The sequence below is a fragment of the Mesorhizobium sp. YL-MeA3-2017 genome (genome assembly GCF_030814575.1).
Taxonomy (GTDB): Bacteria; Pseudomonadota; Alphaproteobacteria; order Rhizobiales; family Rhizobiaceae; genus Mesorhizobium; species Mesorhizobium terrae.
On record NZ_JAUSVH010000001.1, the window covers coordinates 3,052,596 to 3,071,315 of the forward strand.

General features: G+C 64.4%; 21 protein-coding genes and 1 tRNA gene. 6 read left to right on the plus strand and 16 right to left on the minus strand.

What is annotated here, in order from left to right:
* Positions 1-49: 49 nt before the first annotated feature.
* From QFZ88_RS14650 to QFZ88_RS14675, 6 genes are read right to left on the minus strand one after another with little or no spacing between them, the layout of a single operon-like run.
* On the minus strand, positions 50-508 hold the full coding sequence (locus QFZ88_RS14650) for a MarR family winged helix-turn-helix transcriptional regulator (RefSeq protein WP_024924380.1): 459 nt from the start codon (positions 506-508) through the stop codon (positions 50-52).
* Positions 505-1,089, minus strand: coding sequence for an amino acid synthesis family protein (locus tag QFZ88_RS14655; protein ID WP_024924379.1), 585 nt, complete (start codon positions 1,087-1,089; stop codon positions 505-507). The genes QFZ88_RS14650 and QFZ88_RS14655 overlap by 4 nt, the downstream gene beginning before the upstream one ends.
* Positions 1,082-1,990: a UPF0280 family protein gene (locus QFZ88_RS14660; RefSeq protein WP_024924378.1), complete on the minus strand. Its 909-nt coding sequence runs from the start codon at positions 1,988-1,990 to the stop codon at positions 1,082-1,084. The genes QFZ88_RS14655 and QFZ88_RS14660 overlap by 8 nt, the downstream gene beginning before the upstream one ends.
* Positions 1,987-3,522 carry a 6-hydroxynicotinate reductase gene (locus tag QFZ88_RS14665; protein WP_024924377.1) on the minus strand — a complete coding sequence of 512 codons (1,536 nt, stop codon included), beginning with the start codon at positions 3,520-3,522 and terminating at the stop codon, positions 1,987-1,989. Before QFZ88_RS14665 ends, QFZ88_RS14660 begins: the two co-directional genes overlap by 4 nt.
* Positions 3,519-6,293 carry a molybdopterin-dependent oxidoreductase gene (locus QFZ88_RS14670; RefSeq protein ID WP_024924376.1) on the minus strand — a complete coding sequence of 925 codons (2,775 nt, stop codon included), beginning with the start codon at positions 6,291-6,293 and terminating at the stop codon, positions 3,519-3,521. The genes QFZ88_RS14665 and QFZ88_RS14670 overlap by 4 nt, the downstream gene beginning before the upstream one ends.
* Positions 6,290-7,150, minus strand: coding sequence for an FAD binding domain-containing protein (locus QFZ88_RS14675; RefSeq protein ID WP_024924375.1), 861 nt, complete (start codon positions 7,148-7,150; stop codon positions 6,290-6,292). Before QFZ88_RS14675 ends, QFZ88_RS14670 begins: the two co-directional genes overlap by 4 nt.
* Before the next feature lie 238 nt (positions 7,151-7,388).
* Between QFZ88_RS14675 and pncA the strand changes: the two genes are divergently transcribed.
* The 3 genes from pncA to QFZ88_RS14690 all read left to right on the plus strand — a co-directional run bounded on the left by pncA (position 7,389) and on the right by QFZ88_RS14690 (position 10,177).
* The gene (gene pncA, locus QFZ88_RS14680; protein ID WP_024924373.1) at positions 7,389-7,988 is read left to right on the plus strand and encodes a bifunctional nicotinamidase/pyrazinamidase; all 600 of its coding nucleotides are present in this window, start codon (positions 7,389-7,391) and stop codon (positions 7,986-7,988) included.
* A gap of 70 nt (positions 7,989-8,058) precedes the next feature.
* Positions 8,059-9,459, plus strand: a complete 1,401-nt coding sequence (locus QFZ88_RS14685; protein WP_036255310.1) for a sodium:proton antiporter — start codon at positions 8,059-8,061, stop codon at positions 9,457-9,459.
* 85 nt (positions 9,460-9,544) lie between these two features.
* Positions 9,545-10,177, plus strand: a complete 633-nt coding sequence (locus tag QFZ88_RS14690; protein ID WP_024924371.1) for an HAD family hydrolase — start codon at positions 9,545-9,547, stop codon at positions 10,175-10,177.
* A gap of 9 nt (positions 10,178-10,186) precedes the next feature.
* Here the strand turns inward: QFZ88_RS14690 and QFZ88_RS14695 are convergent, their stop codons facing one another.
* The 6 genes from QFZ88_RS14695 to QFZ88_RS14720 all read right to left on the minus strand — a co-directional run bounded on the left by QFZ88_RS14695 (position 10,187) and on the right by QFZ88_RS14720 (position 13,487).
* Positions 10,187-10,954, minus strand: a complete 768-nt coding sequence (locus tag QFZ88_RS14695) for a class II aldolase and adducin N-terminal domain-containing protein (RefSeq protein ID WP_024924370.1) — start codon at positions 10,952-10,954, stop codon at positions 10,187-10,189.
* An 82-nt stretch (positions 10,955-11,036) separates the two neighbouring features.
* The gene (locus QFZ88_RS14700) at positions 11,037-11,477 is read right to left on the minus strand and encodes a DUF3995 domain-containing protein (protein WP_024924369.1); all 441 of its coding nucleotides are present in this window, start codon (positions 11,475-11,477) and stop codon (positions 11,037-11,039) included.
* A gap of 56 nt (positions 11,478-11,533) precedes the next feature.
* A complete protein-coding gene (locus tag QFZ88_RS14705; protein ID WP_024924368.1) occupies positions 11,534-12,136 on the minus strand; it encodes a glutathione S-transferase family protein in 603 nt (200 codons plus the stop codon).
* Between the two features lie 59 nt (positions 12,137-12,195).
* The gene (locus tag QFZ88_RS14710) at positions 12,196-12,789 is read right to left on the minus strand and encodes a hypothetical protein (RefSeq protein WP_024924367.1); all 594 of its coding nucleotides are present in this window, start codon (positions 12,787-12,789) and stop codon (positions 12,196-12,198) included.
* A 41-nt stretch (positions 12,790-12,830) separates the two neighbouring features.
* Positions 12,831-13,187 (minus strand): GFA family protein, encoded by a 357-nt coding sequence (locus tag QFZ88_RS14715; RefSeq protein ID WP_024924366.1) that lies wholly within the window; start codon positions 13,185-13,187, stop codon positions 12,831-12,833.
* 42 nt (positions 13,188-13,229) lie between these two features.
* Positions 13,230-13,487, minus strand: a complete 258-nt coding sequence (locus tag QFZ88_RS14720) for a DUF1272 domain-containing protein (protein WP_024924365.1) — start codon at positions 13,485-13,487, stop codon at positions 13,230-13,232.
* Positions 13,488-13,741: 254 nt separating this feature from the next.
* Between QFZ88_RS14720 and QFZ88_RS14725 the strand changes: the two genes are divergently transcribed.
* The 3 genes from QFZ88_RS14725 (at position 13,742) to QFZ88_RS14735 (ending at position 16,013) form a co-directional block, all read left to right on the plus strand.
* Positions 13,742-13,996, plus strand: coding sequence for an acyl carrier protein (locus QFZ88_RS14725; RefSeq protein WP_024924364.1), 255 nt, complete (start codon positions 13,742-13,744; stop codon positions 13,994-13,996).
* Positions 13,997-14,007: 11 nt separating this feature from the next.
* Complete coding sequence (locus QFZ88_RS14730) at positions 14,008-15,216, plus strand: beta-ketoacyl-[acyl-carrier-protein] synthase family protein (protein ID WP_024924363.1); 1,209 nt, start codon at positions 14,008-14,010, stop codon at positions 15,214-15,216.
* A gap of 92 nt (positions 15,217-15,308) precedes the next feature.
* Entirely contained in the window at positions 15,309-16,013 is a 705-nt protein-coding gene (locus tag QFZ88_RS14735) for a glutathione S-transferase N-terminal domain-containing protein (protein WP_024924362.1), read from the plus strand.
* Positions 16,014-16,036: 23 nt separating this feature from the next.
* Here QFZ88_RS14735 and QFZ88_RS14740 read toward each other — a convergent pair whose 3' ends face one another.
* The 4 genes from QFZ88_RS14740 to QFZ88_RS14755 all read right to left on the minus strand — a co-directional run bounded on the left by QFZ88_RS14740 (position 16,037) and on the right by QFZ88_RS14755 (position 18,631).
* Positions 16,037-16,654 carry a nucleoside triphosphate hydrolase gene (locus QFZ88_RS14740; protein ID WP_024924361.1) on the minus strand — a complete coding sequence of 206 codons (618 nt, stop codon included), beginning with the start codon at positions 16,652-16,654 and terminating at the stop codon, positions 16,037-16,039.
* Between the two features lie 76 nt (positions 16,655-16,730).
* Entirely contained in the window at positions 16,731-17,831 is a 1,101-nt protein-coding gene (locus QFZ88_RS14745) for a hypothetical protein (RefSeq protein WP_024924360.1), read from the minus strand.
* Between the two features lie 165 nt (positions 17,832-17,996).
* Positions 17,997-18,072: transfer RNA gene (locus tag QFZ88_RS14750), tRNA-Ala, on the minus strand.
* Positions 18,073-18,247: 175 nt separating this feature from the next.
* Entirely contained in the window at positions 18,248-18,631 is a 384-nt protein-coding gene (locus tag QFZ88_RS14755; RefSeq protein WP_024924359.1) for a TIGR02300 family protein, read from the minus strand.
* Positions 18,632-18,720 lie beyond the last annotated feature (89 nt).

Genomic DNA, 18,720 nt, shown 5'->3' on the forward strand with positions numbered 1-18,720 from the left:
GGGCTGACGTCCGTCGGATGCACCCGGGCGCAGCACACGAAGCGGTGGATTACGCGATCTTGGCCAGCAGGCGCAGGAACTGCGCCGCCTCCCTGGCCGACAGCGGCGCCAGGGTCTCGCCGGTGATGGCCTTCGCCAACGGTATGAGTTGTTCGATGGCCTTACGCCCGGCAGCCGTCAGCGACACCAAAAGCAGCCGCTTGTCAGTCTCGTGTTTCTTGAGATCGACATAGCCGCGCGATTTCAGCCGGTCGATGACCCCCTTCACGGTGGCGGCATCCATGGCAATCATCTGGCCGAGCTGATTCTGCGAGGTTTCGCCAACCTCGTGGAGCCTGGCCAGCGCCGCGAATTGCGGCGGCGTCAGGTCTGCGATACGCGAAGCGAAGATCGACAGGTGCCGCTGGTGCGCCTTGCGCAGCACGAAGCCGACCTGGTCTTGCAGATGATAGATTTCATCCGCCTCGTCGTGGTCGACGAGCGTCAGCGGCGCCTTGCTGGCCGTCATCTTTGGCCGTCCCACAACTTGATGTCCTTGGCCTCCAGGCCGCCCATGCGGTTGTGGATGCGCGGCCCGCAGGTCATGACAAGGCAGAACAGGATTTCGTCGGGGCGAGGCCCGTCGGCGATGCCGATCTCCATGGCGTCGAAATGCGAGCGCACATAGGCGGCGTTGATATGGCCGATCGGCACGTCGAGCCGCGCGCCGAAGCCTCCCACCTTCTTGGCCGAGGGCACGATCGCCTTGGCTTCGCCCAGCCGTTCGCGCATCGCATAGCCGCCCGGCGCGTGCCACAGCGCACCATGTTCCAATTCGCCGGCGCTGCCGACGATGGCGCCCTTGCCGTAGCCGTCAATGATATGCGCGTCGCCGCCGAGTGCGGCGATCAGTCGATCCGTCAACAGCAGCCCCAGAGGTTTCAGGTCGTCCATGGCGCCTTGCAGCTTCTCCTCATAGCGACCGGCAAAGGGGTTCTTGACCAAGGCCATGGCCGCAGCGCGGCGGCGCGGCATATTCGCCGCCGGCCCGCCGTCATGGATGATCTCCTCGCTCAGCACGGCGATTTTTCGAATGGGAAATTCAGGCATGGGCTGGGTCCTTGGCGGTCGATCTGTCGGTTGAAAGGAATGGCGAGTGGTCGCAGTGGGAGGTCGGTTCGATCTCTCCACTGACCGCGACCGCGCCGTTGAGAAACAAGGCCGCTGCTTCGATCAGCCCGCGCTGCCGAAAGTCTTCGGCGACGGCCAGGCCACTGTCCAGTGCCTTGGCGGTTTCTTGGCGCGAGAGCGTCCCGACGCCGGTCGTGACCAGCCGGTCGCCGAGATCGCTGTCGGGGGCCAGAGCAAGCGCTGGACGCCGGGAGATTGCTGGATGGCCGGGCAGGTCGACGGCATTGGCAATCAGCGTTGCCGCCGCGTCGGCCTCGGCGCCATTGCGTGCCAGAACCGTCACCGCGTCGGCAATGCCGAGCGAAAAGGAGCGGCCGCGCCAGCCGCTGGTCGCAATGCCACGCACGGCGTCTTCGGCGCGCACCAGGATGCGGTCGGAAAAGCCGTGTCCGGTTCCGGCAATGGCCAGTGTCATCGATTGGCCCGGCGCGAGGTGCAACGCGCTGTCGCCGCCATTGTTGACATAGGCGCGTTGGAGATTGCGGCCGCGCAGCATCGCTGCCAGTACCTCGTCGGCGACCGATCCGGCAACCGCGGCCATCGGCGTGATGAAGGTTCTTGCCAGCGGCGACACCGCCGCCTCCATACGCCGCGCGGTGGGGTCGGCGAAATCGCGAGGTTTTAACGCGGACGGTTGCCGTAGTGCCGGCAGTTCGGTCACCAGTTCGGGCAGGATCGTCTGGAAGCGTGCCGCCGCCTGTTCATATGCGACCCGCATTTCGGTCCCGTCACCAAAGGCTTCGATGATCAGGTCTATCGGCCCATGATGGAGATGAAGCCGGCGCCCATCGGCCAGCCAGTGCGCTTCGGGGGCGTTCATCGCGCGCTTCCGCCCTGTCGCAACTGCACCAGCGGTGGCCAGGGATTTTCGCCTGGCGCAGCGGCGCTGCGGCGCGCGTTAAGATATTCGCCGCCATGCGCGAAGACGTCGGCAAGGCTGCGGATTTCCGCCTCGTAGCCGCCGAGCCTCAGATAGTCGTCGCGGCGCAGCGTGAATTCGATCGGCGCCACCAGCGCCGGTGTCGGCACGTAGCCGAAGGCACCGTCCGGCACGCGGCTGACGTCGACCATCAGGGTGATACCGCCGCCCGGCCAGACATAGACCGGGGCGCCTCCGACGGTGACATAGGTTTCCAGACGTTGCACGGAGCGGGTCAAGTTGACCGGGTTTTCGGTCACGCCGGCTCTCAGGCTGCCGCCGGCGCCGCCGACGAACAGCACCGTACACAGCGCCGGTTCACAATTCTCCTCAATGAGCGAGACCGATTTGCCGAGCCGCTCCGGGAACGGTTTTTCAATCGGTCGCAATGCCTCGTCCAGTTCGTAATAGGCAAACTGCTCGCCGGTGGTGGAGACCATCAGCAGCGACAGGCCCGGCCGCGCGCCTTTCGCCGCGTTCCATGGACCCAGAATGGACAGCGGGTCGTCGATGGTCGTGCCGCCCCAGCCGAGCCCGGGTTCCGATACCTTGAAATAGCGGCCGGGCGTCGAGCGGCGCCCAATGATGCGGATGCCCGTGTCGGCCCAGCCCAGCACCTTGCCCGCCTGGTGTTCGGAAACGACGCCGGTGATGTGATCGTCGACGACGACGACCTCGTCGACCAGCCCGCGCCATTGCGCCGCGAACATGCCGATGGTGGCCGACCCGCAACCGACCCGCATGCGCTGTTCCAGTTGGCCGTCGATTACCGGCGCCTTGCCTGCCTGCACGACGATGCTGGCACCGCCGTCGATGGTAAGCTCGACCGGTTGCTTGTTGCACAATGCCAGAAGCGCGTCGCAAGTGGCACGGCCTTCCGCCTTGGACCCGCCGGTCAGATGATGCACGCCGCCGAGCGACAGCATCTGCGAACCGTATTCGCCGGTGGTGATATGGCCGATCGCTTCGCCCGCCGACCGCACGGTTGCCGTCTCGTCGCCGATATGGCGGTCGGTGTCGATCTTCACCTTGACGCCGCAGTAGGAGAAGATGCCTTCGGTCACTACCGTGACGAGATCGACGCCCTCGACCTCCTGGCTGACGATGAATGGCGCCGGCTTGTAGTCGGGATAGGTGGTGCCAGCACCGATCGCCGTCACAAAGCGCCGGCCGGTGTTGACGAGTTCGCCGGCCCAGGCTTCTCCCTCGGCGCCGAAGGGCACAACCGGCTGCCCGGTCTCTGCGGCATGGTCGAGGATCGTCAGCGGATCGAGCCGCACGATGCGGCCGTCGCGATTTCCATAGCGGTCGCAGGCGCCGCTGCGACCGTCGGCGATGTAGCACATAACCGGGCAGGCATCGCAGCGGATCTTCTCCGCAACCGACTTCTCGCCGGGGTCGTGGGTTTCGAAGCGTTCGGCCAGTTCGCTCATCGCGATGCCGCCTGGATTGCCGCGAGCACCCGCGACGGCGTCGCCGGCACCTTCGTCATCGTCACGCCGGTGGCGTGGCGGATGGCATTGAGGATGGCTGGCGCGGTCGGGATCAGCGAATGTTCGCCCAGCCCCTTGGCGCCAAACGGCCCCTCGGGATCGGGAACCTCGACCAGGATCGTCTCGATCGGCGGCACGTCGCCGATGGTCGGGATCAGATAGTCGTGCAGGTTCTCGGTGCGGCCGGGAATGTATTCTTCCATCAGCGCCATGCCGATACCTTGTGCGATACCGCCTTCGATCTGACCCTCGGCCAGGATCGGGTTGATCGCCTTGCCGACATCGTGGGCCGCGGTGATCTTCAGCAATTTCACCGTGCCCAGCGCGAGATCCACCTCGAGCTCGGCCATCTGCGCGCCGTAGCCATAAACGGCATAGGGACTGCCTTGTCCCTTGGCGTCGAGCGGCGAGGTGGGCGGGTCGTAGGTCCCCTCGGCCCGGAACACGAAACCGTCCGCGTCCGCCGGAAGGCCAACGAGATCGATGCGACGCCGTGCATCGCCCTCGCGGATGACAAGCGCGCCACCATCGAGGGAAAACGACGCGGCATCGGAGACATTGGCATAACGCAGCATGCTTTCGCGCAGCGTGCGGCCGGCCTTTTCGGCTGCCTTACCGGTGACGAAGGTCTGGCGCGAGGCGGATGTCTTGCCGGCGTCCGGCGAGATCGCGGTGTCCGCGCCCTTCAAGACAAACGCTTCCAGCGGCAACCCCAGCGCATCCGCGCAGATCTGGGCAATGACGGTGTTGGAGCCCTGGCCGATGTCGACAGCACCCTGATGCAGGATAACGGTTCCGGCCGGCGATATGCCAACCCTGATGGTGGACGGGTTGGGCAGCGAGGTGTTGCCGCAGCCATACCAGCAGGAGGCGATGCCGACGCCGCGCCGCCTCGAGAAATGTCTCGCCTCCTCGCCGGCATTGAAGGCCTCGGCCTCGCTCATGGCGCGCGCCCAATGCGGTTCGAGCGCTTCAAGGCAGGCCCCGATGCCCACACCCGCCTCCAGTTTCTGGCCGGTAACCGTTTCGGAGCCGTTCCGAAGACAGTTGCGGAGGCGGAAGGCCAGCCGGTCGATGCCGAGCCGGTCGGCCAGCTGATCGTAGAGCGCCTCCTGTATGATCGTTGCCTGCGGCACGCCGAAGCCACGGAAAGCGCCGGAAATTGGTCCGTTGGTGTGAATGGCACGGCCTTCGGCCCGGTAGTGCGGCGTCGCATAGGGGCCGCTCGCATGCACCGGCACGCGATTGGCGACCGTCGGTCCCCAGCTCGCATACGCGCCGGTGTTGAAGTCTGCGTCGAACACCATGGCGCTGATGATGCCGTCCGCGCTCGCGCCGGCCGTTGCCCGCATGATCGCCGGGTGGCGTTTGGTCGTCGCCATCATCGATTCGGTGCGCGTGAAGGCGAGTGCCGCCGGTCGGCCGGTCTTCAGCGTTACCAGGCCGATCAGCGGCTGTACGGAGATGTCGAGCTTGGAACCGAAGCCGCCGCCGGTCGCCGTCGGCACGATGCGCACCTTTTCGGCCGGCATGCCGAGGACGCGGGCAGTATCGTCGCGGTCCATATAGGGCGCCTGCGTGCAGGCCACGACGACCAGTGTGTCACCGTCCAGATAGGCAAAACCGGCCTCCGGTTCGATATAGGCGTGTTCGACGAAAGAGGTTTCGATGCGGCTCGATGCGGTGATGAAGGCCTGCGCGAGGGCTTCCTCCGGCGTGCCGCGCTCGACAAGCCCCTTGGTCAGCAGATTGGCGACGCGATCCTGATGGATCAAACTCGCCCCGTCGGCGAGGGCCTCTTCCATCGAAAGCGTGTGTGGTTCCTGCGCCCATTCGATGGGAAAATCGCCGAGGTCGAGATCGCCGGCGACCGCGCGTTCGGCCGCGATCAGCGCCACCGCTTCGCCACGGAACCGCGCCATGCCTTCCGCCAGCGCCGGTTGATCGGCAAAAGCCGGGATGACGCCGAACCGGTTCCTTCCCGGAATGTCGGCGGCGGTGAAAATGCCGGCCACGCCGGGATGTGCCTTTACCCAGGCATCAAGATCGCCAAAGGCGAAGCGGGCATGGTGGTGCGGCGAGCGCAGCACAAGCACTGCCAGCGCGTTTTCGGGAAAGGAATCGCCGCCGAACTTTTCGGCGCCTGTTACTTTCGGCACGCCATCCAGCCGAATGGGCGAGGCGCCAACGGCCTTTCCAGCCTCCGGCAGGCGGAAATCGAGATCGGTGTCGCGGTGGGCAAGTTCCATCGCCGCCACGTCCATGACGGCGGCGATGATCTTGCGGTAGCCGGTGCAGCGGCACAGGATTCCGCCCAGCGCATCCCGCACCTCCGCCTCGCTGGGGTGCGGATTTTTCTCCAGCAACGCCGTCGCGGTCACCAGCAGGCCGGGCGTGCAGATGCCGCATTGTGCCGCGCCGTGCCTGAGAAACGACGCTTGCAGCGCCGACAGGCGCCCATTCGCCAGCCCCTCGACCGTGGTCACCGCCGCCCCGGCGACGGCGGCGGCCGGCGTCAGGCAGGCGCAGACAGGTTGGCCGTCGACCAGCACGGTGCAGGCGCCGCAATCGCCGGCATCGCAGCCGACCTTGGTGCCGGTGAGCCGCAACTCGTCGCGCAGAACGCAAGACAGTCGGGAGACCGGCGGCACGCTGACGGTGACGGGCGCGGCGTTGACCAGGAAGGTGATGTCGGCGCGCTCCATACTCATGCCGCCACCTCCGTCTGGTGCGGCAGGCCAGCGGCGCTGTCGATCGCGCGGGCGACGATCCGGTGCGCCGCTTCCAGCCGGTAGCCGGCGGAGCCGCGGACATCGTCGATTGGCGACAGCTGCGGCATCGGGGCGATGTTGGCAATATCGGCGAGCTGCCGATCCGCGGGGCGGCCAACGAGCATCCGTTCCAGGTCCGGCAACCGTGTCGCCACGGCCGAACACGCCCCGACCGCGATCGCCGCCTGCTGGACGATGCCGTCGTCGATGATCAGCCTTGCCGCCGCCATGGCAATCGAGATCACCAGGTAGCGCCGTGCACCGAGCTTGACGAAGGCCGATGTCCCGGTCGCACTTGCCTTGGACACACGGATTGCAGTGACCAGTTCGTTGGGTTTACGCGCGGTGCGGCGGTTGCCAAGAACAAAGGCGGAGAGCGGCAGGTGACGACTAGATGCTTGCGATCGCAATTCCACCTCGGCGTCGAGCGTAAGCAAGGCCGGTACGCCGTCGGCTGCGGGCGAGGCGTTGCACAGATTGCCTGCTATCGTTGCGACGTTCTGGATCTGTGGCGAACCAACCTCGCGCGCCGCCTGCTTCAGTGCGTCAAAGGCTGCGGGAAGCGGCTGCTGGATGATATCGCTCCAGGTCGTGCGGGCGCCGATCAGCCAATGCGTGTCGGTCTCGGTCACGCCGCGCAGGGCGGCAATGCCGTTGATATCGAGAATGTTTTCGCGGATCGGGCGGTTGCCTTGCGCAGGGTAGAAATCAGTGCTGCCGGCAAGCACGCGCCACGAGGTTTCGCCGAGCAGCGTGAGCGCCTGGTCGAGTGTGGCGGGTTTCGCGTAACGGATCACGCCTGCCTTCCCGGTGCCTCTCGAAAGAGGCCTTTTCCCCTGAAGATCGGCCGGTGCATCGCCGGCAAATTCATTCGTATGCAAATGATATCAGCATGGTGGTCTTTGTCAAAGCACAGGTGGTGCATCGACTTCGATGACGGTCGCGGGCGTTGGAGGTTGACGCCGGCGGTCATCTGGTCGAGTTTCTGCACCCCGGTCGCCAAGGCGGCCTCCCAATTGGCTGAAAGGTGGCTCCATGGCTGATGAAGCGCTGATCGTCGTCGACCTGCAGAACGACTTTTGTCCCGGTGGCGCTCTTGCAGTGACGGGCGGCGACGAGATCGTCCCGTTGGTCAACGACCTGATCCGCAATGCCGAGCACGTGGTGATGACGCAGGACTGGCACCCGGCCGGCCATTCCAGCTTCGCTTCCAGCCATCCGGGCAAGCAGCCTTTCGAAATGATCGAAATGCCCTACGGGCCGCAAACCCTGTGGCCGGACCATTGCATCCAGGGCAGCATCGGCTCGGATTTCCATTCGGGCCTGGCCTGGAGCAAGGCCGAACTGATCATCCGCAAGGGATTTCGCCCGGGCATCGACAGCTATTCCGCCTTCTTCGAGAACGACCATGTCACGCCGACCGGCCTTGCCGGCTATTTGCGCGAGCGCAACATCGGCGCGATCACGCTGGTCGGTCTCGCCACGGATTTCTGCGTGGCCTTCTCCGCACTCGACGCCGCTAAACAGGGATTTGCCACGACGGTACGCCTCGACGCCTGCCGTGGCATCGACCTGAATGGTTCGGTCGACACCATGCTCGGGCGCATGCGAGCCGCTGGCGTCACCTTGGTCTGATGGTGTCCAGGCAACGGCACGCAGTCGGCTGAAGCAAGTGAAGGGCTGGGGGAGGGTGCATATTTCGAAGATTGTGGCGCTGGTCGCGTGCTGTGTTTTGGCAGCGGCGCCGGCCTCGGCTACCGAGGGTTTGCCGGGAACGACGATGTCGTTGTGGTGGGCCTTGCCGTTTGCCGGACTGCTTTTGTCGATCGCCACCGGACCATTGCTGTTCCACCATCTGTGGGAACATCACTACGGCAAGATCGCCGGGCTTTGGGCCGTGCTTGTGGTCGTGCCACTGGCGCTGGTCTTTGGACCGGGGCTGGCGGTGAATGCCGTTCTGCACACGCTCATCACCGAATATCTGTCGTTCATCGTGCTTTTGTTTGCGTTGTTCACCATTTCCGGCGGCATTCTGGTCGCCGGCAACATCCATGGCACGCCGCTCGTCAACGCCGGCCTCCTGCTGCTGGGCGCGCTGCTTGCTTCCGTGGTAGGCACCACCGGTGCGTCGATGATCATGATCCGCCCGGTCATCCGCGCCAACGACAACCGGCCGTTCAACGCCCATGTCGTCATCTTCTTCATTTTCCTGGTCTCCAACATCGGCGGCGCGCTGACGCCGCTCGGCGACCCGCCGCTGTTCGTCGGTTTCCTGCGCGGCGTCGACTTCTTCTGGACGACGACGCATATCTGGCAGCAGACCTTGCTTGCCGGCGTCATCGTTCTGGCGGCTTTTCTGGCGCTTGATCTGGTCTTGCATCGGCGCGAGGCCGGGCAGCCAAAAATCAAGGACCCGACGCCGGATTCCAGGGTGCGCATCCGTGGCCTGGCCAATCTGCCGCTGCTGGCCGGTGTCATCGGCGCGATCCTTTTGTCGGCCTATTGGAAGCCGGGCGTCGAGCTTTCCGTGCTGGGTGTCGCGGTCGAACTGCAGAACCTGGTGCGTGACGCACTGATAATGGCGCTGGCCTTGCTGTCGCTGGCGGTGTCGCGCAAGGAATACCGCCAGGCCAACGGCTTCGCCTGGGGGCCGATCGCCGAAGTGGCGAAACTGTTCGCCGCCATTTTCGTTTGTATCGTCCCGGTGATCGCCATCCTCAAGGCGGGCACCAACGGCGGGCTGGCGCCGCTCGTTGCCCTGGTGACCGGGGCGGATGGCGCGCCCGACAATCTCGCCTATTTCTGGCTGACCGGCGCCTTGTCCTCGTTCCTCGACAATGCGCCGACCTATCTCGTCTTCTTCGAACTGGCCGGCGGTGACGCGCAACACATGATGACGGGGCTGGCGAAGACCTTGGCCGCGATCTCGGCTGGCGCCGTCTTCATGGGCGCCAACACCTATATCGGCAACGCGCCGAATTTCATGGTCTATGCCATCGCGCGCCACCAGGGCGTCAAGATGCCCGGTTTTTTCGGCTATATGCTATGGTCCGGCGCGATACTCATTCCGGCCTTCGTCGTCATCGGCTTCGTTTTCTTCCGCTGAGGTTCGCGGAAATAGCCGCACTGGGCGCGTTAGCCGTTGTCACGCTGCGCAAATCCTCTATGAAGCAGCGTCGAAAGGATCGCCGATGACGCCGAAAGCCGTTTTCTGGGACATGGACGGAACGCTTGTCGACAGCGAGCCATTGCATGATGCGGCGCTGGTTTCCGCCATGCGCGGTGTCGGCCTGACCGCGCCCGCCGATCTGCACGAGCGGGTGCTCGGCAAGACCGCCGCCTTCGTCTACGACATGATGCGCGATGAATTCGGCCTCGCCTTGCCCTTCGACGAGTGGATCGCCCGCAAATACGATTATTATCTCGCCAATGTCTGCGGCCTGCAGCCGCGACCGGGCGCGATTGAGATCTACCGCGAGCTACAGGCGCGCGGGGTGCCACAGGCGGTGGTTTCGAATTCCGACCGCATGATCGTCGACGCCAATCTCGGCGCCGTCGGCCTGTCCCATGCCGGCATGAAGACGGTGAGTCGCAACGACGTGCGCGAAGGCAAGCCTCACCCGGAGCCGTTCCTGCGCGCTGCCTGGCTGTTCGGTGTCGATCCCAAGGACGCCGTGGCCATCGACGACAGCACGACCGGGGCGATGTCCGGCCTAGCCGCCGGCATGAAGACGATCTTCTGGCCGGAGAAGCCGATGCCCGGTCCGGCAGGCGCCGTTGCTATACTCACACCGGAAGAATTGCGCGCCGAACTCGGCCTCTGACGCAACGCGTCAGTTGCGGTAGACAGGTTCCTGCTCGTCGAGGATTGCCTTCAACTCCGCCAGATGCCGTTCGGCCTGGCCGGGATAGTCGTCCATTTCGGCGGCCGTCTTTTCGGCGATCGCGTCGGAAAGCACGCGCAGCGGCCGCCCGGTCCACAGGGCCTTGATGTAGGTTTCGGCCGCCCGTTCGAAATAGAACATGCGGTTGAAGGCATCCGCCACCGTATCGCCGATCACCAGCACGCCGTGATTGCCCATGATCATCACCTTGTGCTTGGGATCGGCCAGCAGCTGCGAACAGCGCTCGCCCTCTTCCTCGAAAGCCAGGCCGCCATAATGCCCGTCGACGACATAGCGGTTGAAGAAACCAGCCGTGTTCTGGTCGATCGGCGGCAATGTCGAGTCGGCCAGCGAGGCGAGTACGGTGGCATGGATCGAATGCACGTGCATCACGCAGCGCGCATGCGGCACCCGGCGGTGGATGGCGCCGTGCAGGCCCCAGGCGGTCGGATCGGGAGCGTTGGGGCCTTCCAGCGTTTCGGGATCGTTGGCGTCGATCAAAAGCAGATCGCTTGCCTTGACGCGCGAGAAATGCACCTGGTTGGGGTTCATCAGGAAGCGCGTGCCGTCATCGTTGACGGCCAGCGAGAAATGGTTCGCCACGGCTTCGTGCATGTTGAGCCGCGCCGTCCAGCGGAACGCGCAGGCAAGATCGACGCGCTCTTCATAGAAGGGCAAATTGGTTGGTGTTTCCTTCTGCAGGCGCGCGAGGCTCATCGTTGTTTTCTCCCTGAGACGCCGAGAATGCCGTGTCCAGGCCGCAGCGGCAACGGGAAAGCGCTGATCCAGCCCGATCTTCTCAAGCCGGGAACTGCGACACGCCGAGGATCGCGAACCCCGCGCCGATCAGCAGGCAGAGCGGCGAATAATACAACCGGTCGAGCCGGGCGAAGGGCTGTTCGGGGGTGAGGCGACGCCACCAGGGCGTGAAGGCGACCAGGCCGCGGCCGATGAAGACCATGGCAATCAGAACAGCGGCGCCAGCGAGGCCGCCTTGCGGGAACGGTGTCGCGAAGATGCCCATCAGCGCAAGCGGCCACAGTGTGACCAGCACCAGGCAGGCGGCGACGGCGAAACAGGCGAAAGGTGTTGGCATCTCCTGAACGCCTTTCGCGCCCACCACCGTCCGGGCGCAAGAGGCTGCGTCAGTGCCCGGCCAGATGCCGCCGATGCCCCAGTAGACATGGAGCGAGGTGATCGCGATCAGAACCGCGGAAAGGGCGAAGGCAAGGACAATCATCTGGTGCGCGAAGGATCTCTGGGCGTTGATGTTGGGCGGATGGTTTGGGCTGCGTCTTAGGCGGGCGCGCACTTGGCCTGCGCGCGTGTCCGCGCCGGGCGCGACAGCACGCGGTCCATATAGGCGTTGACGCGGTCGGACGCGATCTGGAACTTGCCCGCGCGGGCCCAGGCGCCCATCTCGCCAAGCAGCACGTCGATCGCGGAAAACCGATCGCCCAGCGCATAGGTCTTATCGCCCAGTCGGCGGTCGAGCGCGTCGACCTCGGAGGCGAAATCATGAGTGGCGGCGGGGCCGACATCGACCCGCAACTCGCTTGGCAGAATGAAGCGGTGGCGCAGCTTGTTCCACAGTGGCGCCTCGAATTCCGATTGTGCGAATTGCATCCAGGAATCCATCTCGGCGCGTCCGGTGAGGCCCGGATTGGCGCCCATGCCCTTGTCGGCATGTTTTTCGGCCAGATAAACGCAGATGGCCGCGGAATCGGTCAGCACGAAGTCGTCGTCGACCAGGATCGGCACCTTGCCGGAAGGGTTCAGCGCATAGGCTTCCGGAGAGCGCAATTTCACCGGGACGAATTCATAAGGTTCGCCGAGCTCCTCCAGCATCCACACGACGCGGGAAACCCGCGATCCACGCGATCCGACGGCCTTGTACATTCCAAAACTCCCTTGGACGGTAAGAACCTAGATCATTCCGACAGCCGGCCCAAGGCTGCTCAAACGATCGTGTCGAAGAGCCGCAGGATCCAGGACGCCTGATAAATCAGCGTGAAGACGATCAAGGCGAGATGAAAGCGCCGGTTGGTGGTGAGGATCGCTATGCCACACAGGATCACGAACAACGGCGTACGGATCAGATACTCGTGGCCGAAGCGTGCGAAGTGCGCCTCGCCCTTTAAGAGCGTGTCGACGACATCGAGCAGATAGGTCGCCCCCAGCAGGCCGAAGAACCACGCGCGTCGTGTGAAGAAATAGTCCTCGTAGCCCGCGTAATCCTGCATGGAATCGGGAAACAGCAGCGCGCACATCAGGTAGAGCGTTATCGCGTAGCCGATGATGAAAAGGTATTTGCCGAAGGTCCAGTCCGGGATCTGGTACAGGCTGAACTGCCACCACCAGAAATGCACCAGCATCAGTAGCAACGACGCCACCCAGGCCAGATGCACCGGATAGAGCCTGTAGAGCTTTGGATGCTGGATAATCCGGGCGACACCGGAAAGCAGGCGGGTGACGCCGAGGCCGATCACCATGCCCATGACGATACGCAGATGCGGGAATATGTCGTGCGCTTGCGGAAGAGGCTGATCCATCGAGACCTACAGTTGTCACATGCTCAGGGTTCGGTGGCGATCTAGAAGCTGCGGCCGTCTACCTTCTGCGGCGTCAGGGCGTCCGGATCGACTTCTTCCAGGCAGCGCGCATTGATGGCGATCATCGCCGTGCCGTCGGGCTTTGTTCCGCGGGCAAAGGATTCGATGCCGCAGACCCGGCAGAACAGGTGGTGGATGACGTGTTTGTTGAACAGATAATCGGTCAGCACGTCTTCGCCGGAAACGAGGGTGAAGTTCTCCGCCGGGGTGAAGATCAGGATGCTGCCCAACCTGCCGCATCGCGAACAGTTGCAGGATATGGTGTGGTCAAGGTCTACGCTGGCCTCGTACCGAACCGCGCCACAGTGGCAGCTACCCTGATAGAGCTTCGTTGCCATTAGGTAAGTCCCCCGTATTCCATGGTCGGCGCGGATAGGCGTTTATGCGGCGTCACTCTGCGGCAGACAGCCTGCGGCTTTCACGATCCGCTTGGTCGAAGCCGGATACTTTTCAAGCAGTGCCGCCGGGCGGATAGGCCGTGGCGAAAAATTGCCGCCGCAGTTGGGACATACGCCCTTCAGCACCGTCTCGGCGCAATCCGCGCAGAATGTGCATTCGAATGTGCAGATCATGGCGTTGGTGGCGCCGGGCGGCAGGTCCTTGTCGCAGCATTCGCATCCCGGGCGCAATTCGAGCATCTTTTCCTCCAGCGACGGTCGGCGGCTGCGGCGCCGCTCTTCCTGAAATGCCTGCCGTCCAAGTTAAGCACGCGCGCGGCTTTGTCGAGATCGCTTATTGCCTCATTTCGTTTCGGTTTCTATAGAGGAGGCGGCCTTGATGCCGCCATATCAGGCGGCTCTAGGAAATTGATGCTTCCGTCAGGAGCAGTGAAAGCAAGGGCGCCACGGCGCCACCCAGGCAAAGAAATGCGGTTTTGGGGGAAGGACTTCGAATGGCTGACGAATTGGCGACCGAGATCATCGCGAAGATCAAGGCTCACGCGGAGCCTGGCGGCGAGGAGATCACGACCAATACCGAGCTGACGGCGCTCGGCATCCATTCGCTCGAGCTCACCGAGATCATCTTCGATCTCGAGGAGGCCTATAACATCGAGATCGAGATGAACACGGTCGACGCCTGGAGCAATCTCAAGAATGTCGGCGACATGGTCGAGGCGGTTCGCGCGCTGATCGCGAAGAAAGCCTGACCGGGATTTTCATGCGCAAGCGCGTCGTCATTACCGGCATCGGTGGCATTTGCGGTCTTGGCACCGACGCCGCCTCGATCTGGAACGAGATGAAGGCAGGGCGCTCGGCCATCGGACAGGTGGTCGGCGCGGACCTGCACCAGCTCAAGGTACAGGTCGGTAGCGAAATCAGAACGCTGCCCGAGCATGGCCTCGAGCGCCGGCGCCTAGTCACCATGGACCGTTTCAGCCTGCTGGCCATCATTGCCGCCAAGGAGGCGATGCGCCAGTCCGGCCTCGTCGTCGGCCAGGACAACACCTACCGCTTCGGCGCCACGGTTGGCGTCGGCGTGTGCGGCTGGGAGGCGATCGAGGAAAATTATCGCGCGCTTCTGCTTAATGGCAAAAACCGCGCCGACATCTTTTCCGTGCCGAAGGTCATGCCCGGCGCTGCCGCCGGCCAGGTCAGCATGGAATTCGGCCTGCGCGGGCCTGTCTTCGGTGTGACCTCGGCCTGCTCTTCCGCTAACCACGCCATTGCCTCGGCCGTGGACCAGATCAGGCTCGGTCGTGCCGACGTGATGCTGACCGGCGGCACCGACGCGCCGCTCGTCTGGGGCATCATGAAGGCCTGGGAAGCGCTGCGTGTGCTGTCGCCGGACACCTGCCGGCCCTTTTCGGCTGACCGCCAGGGCCTGGTCATGGGCGAGGGCGCAGGCATGGCCGTGCTGGAAAGCTACGAACATGCCGTGGCGCGGGGCGCCACGATCCTTGGTGAAATCGCCGGCGTCGGCATCTCCGCCGATGCTTCCGACATCGTCGCGCCGACCGTCGAGGGACCCGAGGCGGCGATGCGTTTCTGTCTGGCCGACGCCGGGTTCAACCCCGAAGACGTCGATTATCTCAACGCGCACGGCACCGGCACCAAGGCCAACGACCAGATCGAAACCGCCGCCATCAAGCGGGCCTTCGGCGACCACGCCTATAAATTGTCGGTCTCGTCGACCAAGTCGATGCACGGCCATGCCCTTGGCGCTTCCGGCGCGCTGGAGATGATCGCCTGCATCATGGCCATTCGCGACGGCGTCGTGCCGCCGACGGCCAATTATCGCGAGCCGGACCCGGATTGCGACCTCGACGTCACGCCGAATGTCGCGCGCGAACGCCCAGTGCGCACTGCGCTGAGCAACGCCTTCGCGTTTGGCGGCACCAACGCGGTGCTGGCCTTCAAGGCGGTCTGATCGCGTGGCGTCTTGAATGCGGCGCCGGCGCGTCTAGATAGCTTGCACCCACCACGGCGGTGCATTCGCGCCGCCTCTTTCCGAGGCAACAGATGACCGATCTTTCTGCTTTCCCGATCAATGCGCGCTGGCCGGCCCAGCACCCCGATCGTCTCCAGCTCTATTCGACCGCCACGCCGAACGGCGTCAAGGTGTCGATCATGCTGGAGGAGCTCGGCCTGCCCTACGAGGCCCACTACATCAACATAGGACAGGACGAGAGCTGGACCCCGGAATTCCTTTCGCTGAACCCGAACGGCAAGATTCCGTCGATCATCGATCCGAACGGTCCGGGCGGCAAACCGCTGCCTTTGTTCGAATCCGGCGCCATCCTGCTCTATCTTGCCGAAAAGACAGGCAAGTTCCTGCCCGCGGATACGGCGCTGCGCTACGAGACCATCCAGTGGGTGTTCTTCCAGATGGCGGCGGTCGGCCCGATGTTCGGCCAGCTCGGTTTCTTCCACAAATTCGCCGGCCGCGAGATTTCCGACAAACGCCCGCTGGAGCGCTACCGCAATGAAACGCGCCGCCTGCTGGGCGTGCTCGACAAGCGCCTCGGAGGTCGAAGCTGGATCATGGGCGACGACTACACCATCGCCGATATTTCCATGCTCGGCTGGGTGCGTAATCTCATCGGCTTCTATGAAGCGGGCGAGCTGGTCGGCTTCGCCGATTTCAAGAATGTCGCTGCGTGGCTGGAGCGCGGTCTGGCGAGGCCCGCCGTGCAGCGCGGTCTCAACATTCCCGCCAAGCCCTGAGCGTTACCCGCTAGCTTGCCTGCTCAGCCCTGGCGGATGATCAAATCCGCCGGGCGGCGGCGCGCCAGCACGCGCTCGATATTGGGCATGTCGTTGGACGTGATCCAGGCGATCGCGTCTTCGTCGCTGCGGCCGTGCTCGTGCCAGCGCTGGCGCAGACGCTTTTCGAGTTCTCCGCGCGTCACGTCCACGAAGATGGTGAGGTCGAACAGCGGCGCCAGCCGGTTCCAAGGCTCTTCGTCCAGCAGAAGGTAATTGCCTTCGGCTAGGATGAAGCGCGTGTCGGTGGCGATGATGGATGCCGCCGCCCGTGACAATTCGATGCTGCGGTCGAAGACCGGAATGGCGATGTCCGGCTCGCCGGCGCGGATGCGTTTCAGCAAAACCTCGAAACCGGCGAAATCGAAGGTTTCCGGCGCGCCCTTGCGGGGCCGCAGGCCCCGTTTCTCCAGCACGCTGTCGTCAAAGTGGAACCCGTCCATTGGCACCACCTCCGCCGTACCGGCGGGCAGCACATCGTGCAGGGCCGCCGACAAGGTCGATTTTCCGGCGCCGGGCGGCCCCGCGATGGCAACGATGAAGCGCTGGGCCTTGCCGGCGCGCTTGAAGATGGTGGCGGCGATGGTCGCGATCTCGGACATCAAGTGCTCCCTGCGGGGCCGTCGGTAAGGCGATTGTGCCCGTCGCCGTCGAAACTTTCAAACGCCTTTCGGCGGCTCAGCCGGCGCGGCCGATCCGCAGGAAGTCGCCGTCATACGGAACCTCCAGCACGGAGCCGTCGGCGGTGGCAACGCGCAACCTGTCGGGTGCCGCCGAAACGTCGCGCGGCGCCTGCGCGGTCGCCGCCGGCAGGGCGCCGATGACGTGCCGGAACGAGACGCGCCGGTCGGCTCCGAGTTCGAAGGCGGTCGCCACGCCCTCCCGTTTCAGCCAGTTGTCGCCGAGCGAGGTCGAGTGGCCGACGGCTGTGCGCCCGTCCTCGATGCCGAGCACGCCGCGGTGACGGCCGTTCCACGGCGCGTAGTCGCGCCCGCCATTCGAAACCCACAACATGGTCACCGGCAGTTCGGCGGGGTTCTTCAGAACGAGCACGATATCCTGTTCGGCCGTGCGCGAAACCGCGGTCCAGCCGGGGCCGCCATGATCGGCCTCCACCAGGGTGAGGAAATCCTCGTGACGCCGGTCCATCCGGTATTCGCTCAGATCCACCGTCCCGCCATCCTTGGCGGGGAAGCGGGCAAGGTCCGTGCTGCGCGCCGGATAGGCGAGCAGGTAACGGCCACGCGCAGGGTCCGGCTCCAGCGGATCGCCTTCAGTGACGGCCGCGCGCTTCGGCGAAAAGGCAAGGTGCCCGCCGTCGCGCATGACGGTCATCGGGTGATGGGCGACGGGGACTGCGCCCGCGCCGCCGACGAAGGCATGTTCCTGGTAGAGAAACGGGTGGCCGTCGCGCAGGGTGAATGTCTTTTCCACCGTCGCGCCCATCACCGGGCGCCGCAGGCGGAACACCGCGCGCCAGCCATCGGCGGTTGCGGCACTTTCCACCAGGTCCCAGGGGCTGTTGGCGGTCCAGCCATGCAGCGGCGCTTCCTCCACGTCGCTGCGCGAGAACGGCGCGCACAGAAAATCGCCGGACAGCCGGGTCACGCCGTCGGGCAGGCCCTGCGGCATGTCCTGCTGCGGCTCGTCGATCCACGGGGCGCGATGCAGGGGCTTCAGCTGGCGACCGCCGGCCTCGATGGTCAGGTCGGCGATATGGCCGACCGCCAGGTCGACCGAGACCGAAATGCCCTTTGCCTTGATTGTGATCGTTTCCATTTCGCACTCCGATTCGCCCGACGCCAGCAAAGCGCCGTGGCGAGGGTTTGCGCAAGATGGGCGCCGGGTGCCCGCGCTATTTGCCAGACAAAATGATGGGAGCGAGATTGGACGGCGCGGCCGCAGCGGAGCCCGGCGTAAAATACCAGCCTATCGGGGAAGATTTGGTGGAGCCAAGCGGGATCGAACCGCTGACCTCCTGCATGCCATGCAGGCGCTCTCCCAGCTGAGCTATGGCCCCACTCCGGCCTGCGCCGGTCGCCGTTGCCGGCGAGAAATTCTGGCAGGGTTGGGACCCCGCCAAGTCAGTGCAGGCGGCTTCTAGCGCCGCCTTGCCCTGATAGCAAGCCTCTCGAAACAGCTTTTTTCGGAAAGCCGGCTCGAAAGTTGGCGGACGCGTCGCGCCCGCCCGGACATCAGATGTCCTCTTCGTCGTCGCCGACGCCGATCATGTCGGAAACGTCGTCATCTTCTTCTTCCTCGTCCTCGAGGAAGGTGTCGTCGTCATCGTCGTCGAGTTCGACGTCGTCATCGTCGCCGAGATCCGGCAGGTCGTCGCCCTTCGCCTCGCCATCGGCGTCCTCGAGCGACACCAGTTCGGCGCCCTCTTCCTCGGTGTCGACTTCCTTGTCCTCGACCTCTTCCTCTTCCACAGCCGCGGCGGCCTTGCCGTCGTCGAAATAGGAACGGGGATAGCTCTTGCCCGTATAGGGAGAGACGATCGGATCCTTGTTCAGATCGTAGAATTTGCGACCCGTCTCGGGGTCGATGCGTTTGATGCCAAGTTCTGCTTTTGCCACGGCAAGCCTCGTACAAAAAGATTGGTCCCCTTAATCGCAGTTTGCGGCGCTGTCAAAGCCAAAAGCCACGGGCGCGGAGAGCGGTTTTG